General features: G+C 73.0%; 14 protein-coding genes, 1 pseudogene and 1 riboswitch. Of the genes and pseudogenes, 9 read left to right on the top strand and 6 right to left on the bottom strand.

Annotated features, from left to right (window positions below; genetic code table 11):
* Positions 1 to 95: 95 nt before the first annotated feature.
* Complete coding sequence (locus FNQ90_RS02270; protein ID WP_182604698.1) at positions 96 to 1,637, bottom strand: MFS transporter; 1,542 nt, start codon at positions 1,635 to 1,637, stop codon at positions 96 to 98.
* A 238-nt stretch (positions 1,638 to 1,875) separates the two neighbouring features.
* On the opposite strand from FNQ90_RS02270, the gene FNQ90_RS02265 reads away from it, so the two are divergent.
* Both FNQ90_RS02265 and FNQ90_RS02260 read left to right on the top strand, forming a co-directional pair.
* Entirely contained in the window at positions 1,876 to 2,214 is a 339-nt protein-coding gene (locus tag FNQ90_RS02265; RefSeq protein WP_182604697.1) for an ArsR/SmtB family transcription factor, read from the top strand.
* A gap of 220 nt (positions 2,215 to 2,434) precedes the next feature.
* Complete coding sequence (locus tag FNQ90_RS02260) at positions 2,435 to 4,402, top strand: helix-turn-helix domain-containing protein (protein ID WP_182604696.1); 1,968 nt, start codon at positions 2,435 to 2,437, stop codon at positions 4,400 to 4,402.
* On the opposite strand, the gene FNQ90_RS02255 is transcribed toward FNQ90_RS02260, so the two are convergent.
* On the bottom strand, positions 4,378 to 5,586 hold the full coding sequence (locus tag FNQ90_RS02255; RefSeq protein ID WP_182604695.1) for an IS701 family transposase: 1,209 nt from the start codon (positions 5,584 to 5,586) through the stop codon (positions 4,378 to 4,380). The genes FNQ90_RS02260 and FNQ90_RS02255 overlap by 25 nt on opposite strands.
* Before the next feature lie 597 nt (positions 5,587 to 6,183).
* Between FNQ90_RS02255 and FNQ90_RS02250 the strand changes: the two genes are divergently transcribed.
* Entirely contained in the window at positions 6,184 to 6,489 is a 306-nt protein-coding gene (locus FNQ90_RS02250; RefSeq protein ID WP_143622757.1) for a hypothetical protein, read from the top strand.
* A 377-nt stretch (positions 6,490 to 6,866) separates the two neighbouring features.
* Here FNQ90_RS02250 and FNQ90_RS02245 read toward each other — a convergent pair whose 3' ends face one another.
* Positions 6,867 to 7,070, bottom strand: a complete 204-nt coding sequence (locus FNQ90_RS02245) for a cold-shock protein (protein WP_143622759.1) — start codon at positions 7,068 to 7,070, stop codon at positions 6,867 to 6,869.
* A 236-nt stretch (positions 7,071 to 7,306) separates the two neighbouring features.
* Here FNQ90_RS02245 and FNQ90_RS02240 point away from each other — a divergent pair, with 236 nt between their 5' ends.
* Together FNQ90_RS02240 and FNQ90_RS02235 are read left to right on the top strand one after the other, a co-directional pair.
* Positions 7,307 to 8,170, top strand: coding sequence for a menaquinone biosynthetic enzyme MqnA/MqnD family protein (locus tag FNQ90_RS02240; RefSeq protein ID WP_143622762.1), 864 nt, complete (start codon positions 7,307 to 7,309; stop codon positions 8,168 to 8,170).
* 142 nt (positions 8,171 to 8,312) lie between these two features.
* Positions 8,313 to 9,059: pseudogene (locus FNQ90_RS02235) on the top strand (serine/threonine-protein kinase); the annotation flags it as partial.
* A 792-nt stretch (positions 9,060 to 9,851) separates the two neighbouring features.
* Here the strand turns inward: FNQ90_RS02235 and FNQ90_RS02230 are convergent.
* The 3 genes from FNQ90_RS02230 to thiO all read right to left on the bottom strand — a co-directional run bounded on the left by FNQ90_RS02230 (position 9,852) and on the right by thiO (position 12,258).
* Positions 9,852 to 10,649, bottom strand: a complete 798-nt coding sequence (locus FNQ90_RS02230; protein WP_323379739.1) for a thiazole synthase — start codon at positions 10,647 to 10,649, stop codon at positions 9,852 to 9,854.
* Positions 10,650 to 10,732: 83 nt separating this feature from the next.
* On the bottom strand, positions 10,733 to 10,969 hold the full coding sequence (gene thiS, locus FNQ90_RS02225; RefSeq protein ID WP_323379738.1) for a sulfur carrier protein ThiS: 237 nt from the start codon (positions 10,967 to 10,969) through the stop codon (positions 10,733 to 10,735).
* On the bottom strand, positions 10,966 to 12,258 hold the full coding sequence (thiO, locus tag FNQ90_RS02220; RefSeq protein WP_182604694.1) for a glycine oxidase ThiO: 1,293 nt from the start codon (positions 12,256 to 12,258) through the stop codon (positions 10,966 to 10,968). Before thiO ends, thiS begins: the two co-directional genes overlap by 4 nt.
* Positions 12,227 to 12,339, bottom strand: a riboswitch (TPP riboswitch). It overlaps the preceding gene by 32 nt.
* A 90-nt stretch (positions 12,340 to 12,429) precedes the next feature.
* Here thiO and FNQ90_RS02215 point away from each other — a divergent pair.
* From FNQ90_RS02215 to FNQ90_RS02200, 4 genes are all read left to right on the top strand, one after another.
* On the top strand, positions 12,430 to 12,846 hold the full coding sequence (locus FNQ90_RS02215) for a hypothetical protein (protein ID WP_182604693.1): 417 nt from the start codon (positions 12,430 to 12,432) through the stop codon (positions 12,844 to 12,846).
* 5 nt (positions 12,847 to 12,851) lie between these two features.
* Positions 12,852 to 14,126 carry an NAD(P)/FAD-dependent oxidoreductase gene (locus FNQ90_RS02210; RefSeq protein WP_323379737.1) on the top strand — a complete coding sequence of 425 codons (1,275 nt, stop codon included), beginning with the start codon at positions 12,852 to 12,854 and terminating at the stop codon, positions 14,124 to 14,126.
* Positions 14,127 to 14,239: 113 nt separating this feature from the next.
* On the top strand, positions 14,240 to 14,605 hold the full coding sequence (locus FNQ90_RS02205) for a helix-turn-helix domain-containing protein (protein WP_182604691.1): 366 nt from the start codon (positions 14,240 to 14,242) through the stop codon (positions 14,603 to 14,605).
* Between the two features lie 347 nt (positions 14,606 to 14,952).
* Positions 14,953 to 15,419: thiamine phosphate synthase (locus FNQ90_RS02200; protein ID WP_182604690.1), on the top strand; the 467-nt coding region annotated here is incomplete at its 3' end.

Genomic DNA, 15,419 nt, shown 5'->3' with positions numbered 1-15,419 from the left:
GTGGGAGAGGGAGGGGCACGAAGCACAGGGGCGCGAAGGGGGCGGCACGGATGGGTGCCCCTCCCCCTTCGCGCTCCTCGGGGATCGACCGGCGATTACGTGCCGGCGCGGGAGCCCTCCCCCAGGGCCTCCGGGGCGGAGGTCGCCTCCAGGGGGTCCCGGTCGTCCCGGGAGAGCCGGTCGGGCCCCCCGGTGATGACCGGATCGGCGGCCGGGGGCGTGGTCGGCCTGCGTGGGAGGGTCAGGGCGACCAGGGCGCCGAGCACGATGCCGGCCGCCGCGATGTAGACGGCGGTTCGGGTGCCGTCGGCCATCGCGAGATTCAACCGGTCACCCGACAGACCGTGGATCCCGGAGTTGGCCACGGCGATCAGGATGGCGAGGCCCACGGCACCGCCGACCTGCTGGGTGGTGGAAGCCATGCCGGAGGCGATGCCCTGCTCCCGCGGGTCGACGCCGGAGGCGGCGGCGATCCACATGCCGGTCCAGGTGATGCCCTGCCCGATGCCGGAGATGATCAGCCCCGGCACCACCGCGCCGTAGCCCCCGTCCGCGGAGATCCCGAGGGCGAGTACGGCCGTACCCACGGCACCGATGAGGAGGCCGGCCAACAGGGTGGTGCGGGTGGCGGTGCGGGTGGCCATCCGCTCGCCGATCTGGGTGCCGGCCGCGATGGAGAGCGAGGGCACCAGGAAGGCCATGCCGGTCTGGAGGGCGCTGAAGCCGTGCACGTTCTGGAAAAGGATGGTCAGGAAGTACGGCAGGGCGCTGAAGGTGCCCATGAAGATGAAGGTGATGGACATGCCCGCGGCGAGGCTGCGGTTGCGGAACAGGCGCAGCGGCATCAGCGGGTCCTTGCTGCGGGACTCGATCACCGTGAACAGCGCCAGGAGGACGACGGCGGCCACCGCGAGGACCAACATCCGGGTGGAGACCCAGCCGCTCTCGGGCCCCTGGACCAGCACGTACACCAGCAGGGTGACCCCGGCTGTGGCGGTGAGGGCGCCGGGCAGGTCGAAGCTGCGGCGCTCACCCGTCCTGCGGTCGCGGGGGATGACGCTCAGCGCGACCAGCAGCACGATCCCGGCCAGCGGGACGTTGACGAAGAAGACCGCGGCCCAGCCGAAGGCGCTGGTGAGGACGCCGCCGAGGAGGGAGCCCAGGGTCAGACCACTGGCTCCGGCGCCGCCCCAGATGGCGAGGGCCCGGTTGCGTGGCGCGCCCTCCGCGAACAGGGTGTTGATCAGGGAGAGGGTGGCGGGGAAGAGCAGCGCGCCGCCGAGTCCCTGGACGGCCCGTACGGCGACGATGGTCCCGGGGTTGGTGGCGAACCCCCCCACCAGCGAGGAGAGCGCGTACAGCGCCAGGGCGAGGATGAACATGTTCCGCCGGCCCAGCAGGTCGGAACACCGTCCGCCGAGGAGCAGGAAGCCGCCGAAGGCCACCGCGTAGGCGCTGACCACCCACTGCAGGGACTGTTCGGAGAAGCCGAGTTCGGAGCCGATCTCCGGCAGCGCCACATAGACGATGTTGAAGTCCAGCGAAATGATCAGCTGGGCGAAGGCGAGCACGGCGAGTGCCCAGCCCAGGCGGATGGGCGCCGTGTTCGACGCCGGGGGGGAGGCAGTGGCTGACATGGGTGCGGGGCACCTTCCGGATCGGTGGTGGGGGAGAGGCACGTACTGGTCGACAGTATTGGTAAATACGTACAGTCGAGTGTCCATGGATTGTCGTACCGTGTCGAGTGGGCGGTCAACCGGGGCGGCGAGGCTATGTCAGGTCTGCGGGGCTCCCGGCTGGGAGAACGCCGAGCGGGCCCGGGAACCGGGTATGAGTGTTCGACTATTCGCGTACAGGCGAGTTACTTTTGAGGGCATGGCCGTCAACCACCCCTCCCGGGACCAGATCACGCTCGAGAACTTCTTCGCCGCGCTGGCCAACCCCATGCGGTTGCAGGTGGTTCGCGCACTGGCCGACGGCGCCGAGTACCCGTGCGGCAGCCTGCTCGAGAATGTCTCCAAGTCCACCCTCACCCACCACTGGCGGGTGCTGCGCGAGGGCGGCCTGATCTGGCAGCGGCCCTCCGGTCGGGAACTGCTGCTCTCCCTGCGGAGGGAGGACCTGCAGGCCCGCTTTCCCGGTCTGCTGGACGCCGTGCTGGCCGGCATCGAGGCGGCCGAGGAGAGCGCTGTGACCGCCCCCCCCGCCCCGTAGCGGATTCGGGTGGTCCTCCCCGACCCGTTCTTCACGTGAGGTGCGGCCGCTGTTACGGTAACCAGCTGTCGTGGTCACGGGGAGGTGATCCGGTGCCACCCGACGTGTGTGCGGTGGTGCTCGCGCACTCACGGGTACCGGTCGCCACAACGCTCGGCGCCACCGGGTTTCTGTCGTCACCCGGATGATCGAGACCGCCATGGCTGGGAGATCACGTCTGATGGGATACGGAAACTCCGCCGAGGCGGAGCCGCTCACGGTGCTCGAGTTGCTCGCCCGGGAAGCCCCCCGCAGCAGCTTCGACGATTTGATGCGCGGCGCACGCGGCCGGATGTTGTCGGAAGCGGGGCCGGCCCGGTTGGAACGCGCGGTTCAACTGGGGCTGACCGTGCAGGCCGCAGCCGAGTCGGGTCGTCGCCGGGAGGCGGCGATGGCCTCATTGGTGGACACCGCGCGGGACATGATCGTCCCGGACGATCCGGAGGCTCTGCTGGGTGTCATCACCCGACGTGCCCGCCGACTGCTGGGTCTCGACATGGCCTTCATCACCCTCCGCAAGCCGGAGAGCGGCTCCTACGTCCACTCATCCGACGGAGAGACCACCATGCTCACCGTCGACCTGCAGATCGATGAGGGATATGGCATCGGGGAGGCCCCCCGGGGCAGGCGGGCGCCGTGGTGGACCGCCGACTACCCGGGCGACGATTCCTTCCCGCACTCCGAGCAGCTCGACCGGGTCGTCCGGGCCGAGGGGCTCCGCGCTGTTCTGGCGGTTCCCCTGACCCACGACGAAGTCACCCTCGGGATTCTCTACTGCGCCGATCGCAAACTGCGGCACTTCACCCCCGATGAGGTCAGCTTGACGCGTTCGCTCGCCGATCTCGCCGCTGTCGCCTTCGAGAGGTCCCGGTTGCTGGAACGGACCAGGACGGAACTCGTCCGCCGGGAGCTGGCACACGATTCGGAGCGGGTCACCACCGCCCGGCTGGCCTGCTTGGTCGAGGCGCGGGACAAGCTCAACGCGCTGGTGCTCGACGGAGGCGACATCGCCGAGGTCGCCCGGCGAACGGCGGAGGCCCTGGGGGGTTCCGTGGTGATGTACGGCACCGATGGGAAGGCGCTGGCAGGCGATGCGGGGGTGCTCGCCGAGGTGGAGGAGGCGATGGCGGTCAAGGCGTTGTTGAGCGCCATCGACACCGGCGCCCCCGTCCGGATCGATGACCGGTTGTGGGTGGCTCCCGCCGTGGCCGGGGGGGAGGAGCCGGGGGGCCTGCTGTTATGCACCGACCAACCGCTCACCGAGGGGGATGTACGGTTCCTCGTCTTCGCCGGCCGGACCGCCGGCCTGGTGTTGTTGCTGCGACGGAACACCGCCATGGCGGCGGGGCCGCTGCGCGAGGAGTTCCTCGACGAACTGCTCTCCGACCCCCCGCGCTCCCCGTGCCGAACCGCGGACCGCGCCCGCCGGCTGGGCATCGACCCCGACCGGCGTTATTCGGTGGTCGTCGTCCGACCCGTGGACGCCGACCGGGGCCAGGCCGCCGTCTGGGCGGCCTCCCACGCCTACCGGGAGTCCGGGCTCGGAGCGCTCCACGGGGACTGCGTCGTGCTGCTGTTGCCCCGCGAGGACGCCGCGGACGCCGCGGCCGGTATCCACCGTGAACTCTCCCCGCTGCTCAGCGGACCCCTGACGGTGGGCGCGGCCGGCCCGGCGCAGGACCTGGCGGCCATCCGCGAGGTGTACGACGAGGCCCGGCGCTGCCTGGACGCCCTGATCGCCCTCGGTGGCCGGGGCGGTCACGCGGCGGCACGGGATCTCGGGTTCGTGGGCCTGCTGCTCTCCGATGGCCACGATGTCACCGCTTACATAGGTTCCGTCCTCGGCTCGGTCCTGCGGCACGACGAGCAGCGTGACGCCGGGCTGGTGCGCACCCTGGAGGCGTACTTCGCGGCCGGGGCCAGTCCGACCCGGGCCGCGAAGGTCCTGCACGTGCACCCCAACACCGTCTCCCGCAGATTGGAACGACTCACCGGTCTGCTCGGACCCGACTGGCAGGAGCCCGCCCGCACCCTGGAGCTCCAGTTGGCGTTGCGCCTGCTGCGCACCAGGGCTGTCCTGGGGCAGCGACGGACCGCCGCCCCGGGCGACTCACCGGAGCCCTCTCACGCGGGCAGGCCGGTGGGTTGAGCCGCCTGATGGTGGGAGCCCGTGAGCACCCGGATGGCATAGGCGGCCGACGCGAGTGTCACATGCCGATGCCACCCGGGAAATGACCGGCCCTCGAAGTCCTGCAACCCCACGTCCTCCGCCACCCGCGACAGCCCCTCGTCCACCTGCTGCGTCAGTCCGGTGATGCGCAGCAACGAATCGGGGCGGGCGGTCGGCATGTTGGTGGCCCACAGGGAGGTCGGAGCCTCCTGCCGACCGGACCACTCGCCGAACAACAGCACCTCGCCGCCCGTCCCGGGCCCGTTCCGCACGCGGCAGGAGGGGCGCACCCGGACCATGGTCACCAGGGGAGGCCGGGATGCCGCCGGGCCGTGCCGGTCCCATTGCCCCGCACGTACCCGCAGCCCTCGCACCGAGGCCATGATCTCCCCCGCCGTCATGGCCCCGCCGCGGTGGCCGGGCACCGTCGGATCCGCCACCGTGAACGAGGTCTTCCTCTCCACCCGCACGATCGCCGAGACCCCGGCACCGGTGAAGCGGCGCATCACCGAGGCGACCTGTGAGACGGGCAGATCCATCACCACCGGTCGCAGTGCCATCCGCCATCCGAGGTCGGAGTCGAGCACCGCGGCCACGGCGCACTCCTCCGGCGTCGTCTCCGGAGCCAGGCCGGCCGGTACCCCGGCGCGACGCATCCGCGCCGGGTCCTGCGCCCATGCGGGGGGCAGGAACAACCTCCAGTCCACCGGTGAGCTCATCCGCTCCGACGCCTGCCATACGCCGAACGCGTACTGACCGTGGAATGCCTGACCGGTGTTCGGATCGGTGGTGTGTCCGACTCCGACCGAGTGCTCTCCGGTCTTGGGGATGGTCACCAATCGCACCACGTGGGCCCTCGGCGCCGCCAGCCGCTCCAGTCGGGAGGCCAACGCCTCCCGGACCGGCATCCAGTGCCAGGTGGAGCTGGTGACGAAATGCTGAAGGCTCTGCTCCACCGCACTACCCCCCAACCCCGCCGCGATGTTCCGAAACGTTTTCCGGCCGCCGGTGACCAGCAGACCGTGCACGTACTGCTCGGCCTTGCGCCGCTGGTCCCGCCGCGAGAAGGCGCCGCACAACGCCTCCAGCAGCTCACGCCGTATTTCGCCGAAATGTCTCCCCGCCCCCCGGTCCGGTCTCAGTTCGCTTCTCACTACCGTCATGGCTTTCCCTCCTGACAGCCACGCCCTGACACCGCGAACTTCGCGCCCTCAAGCTTCGGCTCCGCCCCCATCTCCACGGAAGGTGCACCGATCACCTGTCCGATTCTTCATATGGTCATCGGATCACCTCTCTTTTCCTCCACCCGGGTCACCAAGTGCCTCGCCGGAGCGGATGTCATCCGTTCTTTCCCCGGGCACATGCCCCGGGCGGTGTGGTCCGACCACCACGGGACCCGCCGCCGCCGCGCCCGGGAGGACACCGGACGCGGGTCCGGGGCGGTCCGCGCGGACATTTCCCCGTCCCTGACGAGTCGTGCGAGGCGGGGGTGGTCCCGCGGCCACCGCGGTGCGAGCACGGCGTTGCGGTGGAGGTCTCGGGGTGACCGGGGTCCGCGTCGAGGATCTCCCTCGGTCATTGCGGGTCCCGGCTCCGACCCCGGGGCGAAACGGTCTTGCCGGGCGAAACGTGCCTATCATCGGAAGTGAGACATGTCATCGCCCGGGGCGCCGGCCGGGTCCCGGCGGTCGTCGCACGGCCGTCCGATCCGTCCCCGTCGCGGGCCGGACCGACGAACCCGGATCCCCGGGAGGCGACCCATGACCACCGCGACACCCCACCGCGAGCACACCGACCACGCCCACGAGCACGGTCCCGGTTGCGGACACCAACCGGTGCCGCACGGCGATCATCTGGACTTCGCCCACGACGGCCACCTGCACCGTGAGCACGAGGGCCACTGGGACGAGTGCGAACCCGAGGGTCACGCCGAGCACGTCGACCACGACGACCACCGGCACGGCGAGGGGTGCGGTCACGAGGCCGTGCGCCACGGCGACCACCTGGACTACCTCCACCACGGACACCGGCACGCGGCCCACGGGGAGCACTGGGACTGCCATTGAGCGCTGCCGGTGCCTTCACCGGACGGCGGGAAGAAGATCATCCGAAAAGCCGGTGGGTTTTCCCGACCGTTCACCCGGCTCGCGCGGGGAACCGGAAGCGACCGAAAAAGTCGTCCGGGTCGTCCTCCGAACGCGGCCGGGGCGGTTTACGCCGGTCTTTCCGGTTTTCCATTTCCGGGAGTGCTTCGGAGGCCGGGTGAACGGAAGCGGAACGTTCCCCCACCATTCCGGAGACGCCACCCGTGGCCGCTCGCGGGAAACCCGGGGTGAAGCCGGTGGGGGAAGTCGGTAAACCCGAGAGGTCGGAAAAGAAGGAGCCCCCGCCGATGGCGGGGGCTCCCCCTTGGTGCCGAAGCGGGCGATCAACCCGCACGGAGTCAGCTGGGGCTGACGTTCTCCGCCTGCGGACCCTTCGGGCCCTGCGTGACGTCGAAGGTCACCTGCTGGTTCTCCTCCAGCGAGCGGAAGCCGCTCGCGTTGATCGCGGAGTAGTGGACGAAGACGTCGGGACCGCCGCCGTCCTGGGCAATGAAGCCGAAGCCCTTTTCGGCGTTGAACCACTTGACGGTTCCGGTAGCCATACAAGCCCTCCTTGGGCCCTACGGGGTCGCCCTGCTCCAGAACCTTCGATGAAGCCTGAAAACGACGAAAGCCTGCGGTCACATGCTCCGCAGGCTCGTACTGCAAGGGAAACCAAACTGCAACTTGAGATGAGCCTAGCACGCTGTGTGTACCCCGGGAAGGGGCGAGATCGTCTCCGGACGAGACGCCTCACCCGCCACCCGGCGCTCACGGATGCAGGCGTACCCTCGCAGACGTGTCCTCACACCTCCCGTCCCGTCCCCGCGTGGGACACATCCAGTTCCTCAACTGTCTGCCGCTCTACTGGGGACTGGCCCGCACCGGTTATCTCCTCGACCTGGAGCTGACCAAGGACACGCCGGAGAAACTCAGCGAGCGGCTGGTGCGCGGTGATCTGGACATCGGTCCGGTGACGCTCGTGGAGTACCTGCGGTACGCCGACGACCTGGTCGCCCTGCCCGACATAGCCGTCGGTTGCGACGGTCCGGTGATGTCCTGCGTGATCGTTTCCCAGCGCCCGCTCGACCGACTCGACGGGGCGCGGGTGGCGCTCGGTTCCACCTCACGCACCTCCGTGCGCCTCGCCCGTCTGTTGCTCACCGAGCGCTTCGGGGTCACCCCGGAGTACTACACCTGTCCCCCCGACCTGGGCACGATGATGCAGGAGGCCGAGGCGGCCGTCCTGATCGGCGACGCCGCTCTGCGCGCCTCCCTGCACGACGCCCCCCGCCTCGGGCTGGAGGTCCACGACCTCGGCCGCATGTGGCACGAGTGGACCGGGCTGCCGTTCGTCTTCGCCCTGTGGGCGGTGCGCCGCGAGTACCTGGACCGTGAGCCCGGGACCACCCGGACCGTCCACCGGGCCTTCCTCGCCTCCCGCGACCTCTCCCTCGCCGAGGTGGGCAAGGTGGCCGAGCAGGCCGCCCGCTGGGAGGCCTTCGACGCCGAGGTTCTGGAGCGGTACTTCACCACTCTCGACTTCCGCCTCGGTGAACGCCAGCTCGCGGGCATCGCCGAGTTCGCGCGTCGCACCGGGCAACCGGCGGGGGAGCGGATCGCGCTCCTCGGCCCCGAGGGGCCCCTCGGGGCCGGCTCGTAGGCTGATCCCGGGCAGGGGGTCACGGGACCACCGGAAGCGGGCCGGGAGGCGTCGGGCCCGTCCGAGGGAGTGACCGCGCGGACACACGCGGAAGCGCGGACACACACGGAAGAGCGGACACACGCGGAAGAGGGGGCGCGGCATGGAACCGCTGTCGGCGGGGGATCCCCGGCGGATGGGCGGGTACCGCCTGCTGCGTCGGCTGGGCAGCGGGGGCATGGGCGTCGTCTACCTGGGGCGCAGCCCCGGTGGTCGGACGGTCGCGGTCAAGGCCGTGCACGCCCGTTTCGCCCGGGACCCCTCCTTCCGCGCCCGTTTCGCCCGCGAGGTCGCCGCCGCCCGACGGGTCGGCGGGGCCTGGACCGCGCCCGTCCTGGACGCCGACCCCGGGGCCGAGGTGCCCTGGGTCGCCACCGGCTACGTCGCCGGCCCCGACCTCCAGCGCACCGTGGACGGGACGGGCCCGCTTCCGCTCCACTCCGTGCGCGCCCTGGGCGCCGGCACCGCCGAGGCGCTGGCCGCCGTCCACGCGCTGGGCCTGGTGCACCGCGACATCAAGCCCTCCAACGTGCTGCTGACCCTGGACGGTCCCCGGCTGATCGACTTCGGCATCGCCCGGGCCACCGATGTCGGCACCGATGTCGAGGGCGGCGCGATCACCGACACCGGCATGTCCGTCGGCTCACCCGGCTACATGTCCCCGGAGCAGATCCTCGGCGAGGAGGTGGGCCCGGCCACCGATGTCTTCGCGCTCGGTGCCGTTCTCGCGCTGGCCTCCGGGGGCCGGCCGCCGTTCGTGGCCGAGGGCGCGGCCCAACTGCTCTACCGCATGGTGCACGGGGAACCGGACCTGGCCGCCGTTCCCGAGGCCCTGCGCGAGCCGGTGACGCGCTGCCTGGCCAAGGACCCGGCGGACCGACCGGACCCCGCCGACCTGGCCCGGGAGCTCTCCGGGGGCCGCGGCGCGGCGGAGCTGGTGCGCGAGGGGTGGCTGCCGCACGCCGTTGTCGAGGGGGTCAGCCGCCGGGCGGTGCTGCTGTTGAACCTGGAGGCCGGCACGGACGGGGCGGGGTGGAGCACCGGTGCCGCCGCCCCGGCCACCGACGCCGACGCCGAGGCCGGTGGGAACGGCACCGCCGGTGCCGAGGAGACCACCGCTGCCGGGGTGTCCCCGGCTCCCGATGATCCGGACACCACGGACACCGAGCCCCGGAACGGGGCCCCGGCACCGGCACCCGGGGCGGTCCACGGCTCACCGCAGGGGGCGGCTCCGCCGGCGGGGGAGGGCCCGGTTCCGCCCGGCGCGTTCGATCCGTCGGGCGACGTGGACGCCGGTGGGGTGGTGGTCACGACGGGGGTTCCTCCGGGGCGGGGCCTCCCCGGACGGCCGGGGAACGGAGCGGCGCGGGCCGGGGAGAGGCGCCGTCGCCCCCCGGACGGCGCGGCACTTCCGACGGCCCGGCGGCGGTGGTCACGGGATCGGTACCGAAGCGACGGCACGGCCGGGGCACGGGGAGATCCCGGGAGCCGCCCCCGCCCCGGCGACGTCGTGTCGATCGGGCGTCGGGTCGGAGGCCCGGAGACGCCCGGCAACCGGGAACCGGGGGGAGACCATCCGACCGATGACCGTCGGATGGTATACCCATCCGCCCCGGCCGGAGCGGGAGCCCTCGGGCGCCGGTCAGTCGCCGAACGCGGGCCGCTCGGGATCGAGATCGGCCCGACCGTCCATCGGCGAGGACGCCTCGGCGAAGAACCGACGCGGGATCCGTCCCGCGCCGGCGGCCAGGAACCCCGCCTCCACCGCCAGGCGCATGGCCCGGGCCATCGCGACCGGCCGCTGCGCCCGGGTGACCGCGGAGGCCAGCATCACGCCGTCGCACCCCAACTCCATGGCCAGCGCGGCGTCCGAGGCGGTGCCGGCGCCCGCGTCCAGGATCACCGGCACCCCCACCCGTTCCCGGATCAACCGGAAGTTGTGCGGGTTGCGGATGCCCAGACCCGAACCGATGGGGGAACCCAGCGGCATCACCGCCGCGCACCCCGCCTCCTCCAGACGGCGCGCCAGCACCGGGTCGTCGTTGGTGTACGGCAGGACGGTGAACCCCTCCTCCACCAGGGTCTCGGCGGCCTCCAGCGTCTCCACCGGGTCCGGCAACAGGGTGCGCTCGTCGGCGATGACCTCGAGCTTCACCAGATCGGTGCCCAGGGCCTCGCGCGCCAGTCGGGCGGTCAGCACCGCCTCCCCCGCGGTGAAACACCCGGCGGTGTTCGGCAGCACCGCGATGCCCAGTTCCTCCAGCACCGACAGCACAGAACCGTGCACCGAGGCGTTCACCCGCCGCATCGCCACGGTGGTCAGCTCCGTACCGGAGGCCGACAGCGCCTCGCGCAGCACCTTCAGGCTGGGCGCGCCGCCGGTCCCCATGATCAGCCGGGAGCCGAAGCGGTGTTCGCCCAGCACCAGTGGCTCCGTCACCGGGGCGGCGTCCGCCCCGGGGTGGGTGCCGGGGGCGTCCCCGGACACGGTCCTCGACCCGGTCGGTTCACGGTTCACGCGGATCACCCTCCCTGCACCGCGGTCAGCACCTCCACGCGGTCGCCCTCCCCCAACGGGGTCCGCTCCCACGCGGTGCGCGGCACCACGTTCTCGTTCAGCGCCGCGGCCACCCCGCGGCCGGACGTCTCCCCGCCGGGGAGGATCGCGGCGACGGCCCCGGCGAGTGTGCTGCCGGCCGGCAGGGATCGCGGCTCCCCGTTCAGCGAGACGGTCACCGGCGGTTCGGGACGGTCGTTCACAAAACCTCCTCGATCGGGTGCGGGACGCGGCTCGCGCCCGGGCCCCCCGGCACGCCCGCCCCCACGGGCGCGAACCGTTCCGGCGAGAAGGGGCGGCCCCGCTCCGGCATCGTCCCGGTGGTCAGGTACTCCGCCATCAGGTCCCCGGTGATCGGCGCCAGCAGGACGCCGTTGCGGTGGTGGCCGCCGGCGATCAGCAGCCCGGGCGTCCCGGTCCCCCCGAGCAACGGCGCGTTGTCCGGCGTGCCGGGGCGCAGCCCGGCCACCGCCTCCACCAGCGGCAGCTCCGTCAGCCCGGGCACCAGCTCGTGCGCGTCGCGCAGGAGTTCGTAGACCCCTCCGGCGGTCACCGTGGTGTCCCAGCCCTGTTCCTCGGAGGTCGCGCCGATGACCAACTCACCGGACTCCCGGGGCACCAGGTACACGTGCGATCCGCGGACCACCGCCCGCACCGTGCGGGAGAGGAACGGGATCCCGGTCGGCATCCGCAGCCGCAGCACCTGCCCCTTGACCGGGCGCACCGGTGGACGCGCCTCCTCCGGAAGCCCCTCCAGGCGTCCGCCGCGGCTGCCGGCCGCCACCACCACCCGGCCGGCGGCCAGCCGGGCGCCGTCGGCCAGCACCGCGCCGCCCACCCGTCCGGAACGGCTCCACACGCCGCGCGCCTCCCGCCGCACGAACACCACCCCGGCCCGTTCGGCCGCGATCAGCAGCGCGTCCACCACCGGTCGGGGGTCGACCTGATGGTCGTCCTCCACCCGCAGCCCGCCGCGCACGCCCGGGGCCAGCATCGGCTCCAGCCGGCGGCACTCCCGCCCGGTCAACCACCGGGCCTGCAGACCGCAGCGGGTCTGCAGGGCGTGCAGGTCGCGCAGTTCGGCACGGTCGTCCGCGTCCAGGGCCACCGCCAGGGTGCCGCAGCGCCGGTAACCGAGGGCGGAACCGTCACCGACGCCGGCCGCGTCGGCCAACTCGTCCGCGAAGGCGGGCCACCGGGCCGAGGAGGCCAGGTTGAGTTCCAGCAACTCCTCCTCGCCGTGGTGGAGTTCGGTGACGGCCGCCAACATGCCGGCTGCCACCCGGGCCGCCCCCCCACCGGGTTCGGGGTCCACCACCGTCACCCGCAGGCCCCGTTCGGCGGCCCGCCAGGCCACCACCAGGCCGATGATCCCGCCACCGATCACCAGGACGTCGGGCGTGCCGGCGCGGACGCCGTCACCGGCACCCGGGACCCCGGGGCGCGGCGGCCGAAAGCTCGTCACGAGGACTGCTCCTCCCTTCGCCGGCATGACCCGGATCAGGTGCGTACGGTCGGGGGCCGGCCAGCCCCCCTCTCAGCCCGGTGCGTCCGGACTCCCGCGGGTGCTCTACGGTCATCAGCGTAGTACGCCCGCCCCGGGGGCGGGCCGCCGGGGCTTTTCCCGTTGGCGCGCGGGACGGGACGGACCGAGGAGGCCGCCGTGTCCACCCCACCCACCGCCCGGGCGTCCGGAACGACGCCGGAACCCGCCGTCGGCTCCCTCGACGGGCGAACCCTGGTGCCCGTCGCCGCCCGGGCCGCCGGGCAGGTCGGCACCGACACCCGGTTCCGCTACCACGAGCGGGACGGCCGGGTGTGGGCGCGCTACGAGGGGGGCGACATCGTGCACGGACACCTCGTCGGCACCCGCTCCGGCGATCGACTCGACTTCCGCTACGTGCAGTTGCGCGCCGACGGCACCACCGCCTCCGGGCACTGCGTCGGCCGACTGGAGGCCCTGCCCGACGGCCGGGTGCGAATCCACGAGACATGGCGCTGGGAATCCGGCCCCGGCTCCGGAAGCAGCGTGGTGGAGGAACCGCCCCGGGGGGACGGACCCCGTCGCGTCCTAGGCTGAGCCGGGTGAGCGAACAACGGGATCACGGGTCGAGCACACCGCGCCGGGGCACAGCCACCGGGACGCGGGTCCTGATCGTCGGGGGCGGACTGGCGGGCGTCCGCACCGCCGTCGAACTGCGTGAACGCGGCCACGAGGGCCCGATCACCCTTCTCGGCGCCGAGCCCCATGAGCCGTACGACCGTCCGCCGCTGTCCAAGGCCGTCCTCCTCGGGGAGGCGGAGGGCGACGAGCCACTCGTGCCCACCGCGGATCTCGCCGCCGCCGGCGTCACCGTTCTCACCGGACGGCGCGCCGTCGGACTGCGCCCGGCCGACCGGGAGGTGGACACCGGGGCGGGCCCGCTGCCGTGGGACCGGCTGGTCCTCGCCACCGGAGCCGATCCCCTCCCGCTTCCCGGCCCGGCCGGCGGCGCCCCGGGGAGTGGGGATGTCCACACCCTGCGCACCGTGGAGGACGCCCGCGCGCTGCGCGCCGTGCTCGAGGCGCGTCGCTCACTGGCGATCATCGGGGCCGGGTGGATCGGGGCGGAGGTCGCCACGGCGGCCCGCCGCGCCGGGTGCCCGGTCACCGTCCTGGAGGCCGGGTCGCAGCCGCTGGCCGGAACCCTTCCCGCCGAGGTCGCCGCCCCCATGCGGGCGTGGTACGCGGAGATCGGCGCGGACCTGCGGACCGACGCCCGGGTGACCGGGATCGGGCCGGACGGTGTGGTGCTCGCCGACGGCACCGCGGTCGCCGCCGGAGCCGTCCTGGTGGGCATCGGGGCCCGCGCCGCGACGGCGTGGACCGCCGGCTCCGGCCTCCCCCTGGGAGAGGACGGCACCGTCACCGTCGACAGCGCCCTGCGCGCGGGCCTGCCGGACATCTGGGCCGCCGGGGACTGCGCCGCCCACCCCTCGGCCCGCTACGGCCGACGCATGGCGGTGCAGCACTGGGACGACGCGCTGCGGGCCGCCGCCACGGTCGCGGCGGGGGTGCTCGGTGAGCCGGTCGAACACGACCCCGTGCCGTACTTCTGGTCCGAACAATTCGGCCGCATGCTCCAGTGGGTGGGAGCGCCGGGCCCCGGGGACCGACTCCTGTACCGGGGCGATCCGGCCGACCCGACCCGGACGGTCCTGTGGCTGGACGAACGGGACGTGCCCACCGCCGTCCTCACCGTGGATCGCCCCCGTGACCTGGCGCAGGCCCGCCGGGCCGTGGAACGCCGCACGCCGGTGGACCCCGATCGTGCCGCCGACCCCGGGGTCCCGCTGAAGGCGGCCGTCCGGGCGGGCTGAACGGCCGCCCACCCCCCTGGGGCCCGTTCGTGCCCCTGTGGAAGCACCGCCCGAAACGCCCGGCCGGCGGTATCCCGGTGACGGGTGTCGGTCCGGGATGGCAGGCTGGAGGGGTGACCGAGATCGATCCTCGAATTGACGCGCTCATCCCGTCCTGGCTCAACCTCCCCGAGATCGCCGAGCGACTCGACGTGGAGGTGACCCGGGTCCGACAGTGGGTCAAGGAAGGCCAGCTCATCGCCGTTCGTCGGGGCGAGAACCGCGCCCTGCACGTCCCGGCCGATTTCATCGCAGCCGACCGCATCGTTAAGGGCCTCACCGGCACCCTCACCCTGCTGAGGGACGACGGCTTCACCGACGAGGAGATGCTGGAATGGCTGTTCACCCCCGATGACAGCCTGCCCGGCACTCCCGCCACGGCGCTGCGGGAGAACCGCGGCACCGAGGTGAAGCGCCGCGCGCAGGCGCTCGCCGTGTGAGGCGGGGCGGGGTGCCGTCGGTCGAGGGACCGCCCCACCCCGCTGCCCGCCGTGGTGCCGCCCCCGGGATCATCACCGGAGTGGCACCACGGATGATCGGCACGGACCCGCCCGACCGCACCGGAACGTCCGGTCCGGCCGGGCGGGTCCGGCACGTCCGGTCGGACCGGCACCACCCCGGTCCTCCCGAACGGTCCGGGACGGGTGATGCGACCGACCGGAGGCCGCTCCCGGTCGGGTGCGGCCGGGCGACCGAGTGGGTCCCGACGTGACCCGACGTGACCCATCGTGATGTGTTGTGCATCTGTTGTGAACCGGTATGACCGAAGCGAACGCGGGGGAGTGGCATGACCGACTGGTCGGAACACCGGGGCGCGCCGGCGGGGAAGCCGGCCGGTCCCGGGCTCGGCGGGATCGGCGACGCCCGCCTGTACCTGTGCACCGACGCCCGCGCCGGGCGGGGGGACCTGCCCGACTTCCTCGACGCCGTCCTGGCCGCCGGCGTGGACATCGTGCAGCTTCGGGACAAGTCCCTGGAGGCCGGGGAGGAGCTGCAACTCCTGGAGGTGTTCGCCGACGCCTGCCGGCGTCACGGGCGCCTGCTCGCGGTCAACGACCGGGCGGACGTCGCCCGCGCCGCCGGCGCCGACGTGCTGCACCTGGGGCAGGGCGACCTGCCGGTGCCGTTCGCCCGGGAGATCATCGGTCCCCGCCCCGTCATCGGCCGCTCCACCCACACACCCGAGGAGGTGGACGCCGCCCTCGCGGACCCGGAGACCGGGTACTTCTGCGTCGGTCCGTGTTGGCCCACCCC

The sequence above is a fragment of the Streptomyces alkaliphilus genome, from assembly GCF_014141535.1.
Lineage (GTDB): Bacteria > Actinomycetota > Actinomycetes > Streptomycetales > Streptomycetaceae > Streptomyces > Streptomyces alkaliphilus.
The sequence above is the reverse complement of the archived record's forward strand: the minus strand, read 5'-3'. Positions and strand labels throughout refer to the sequence as shown.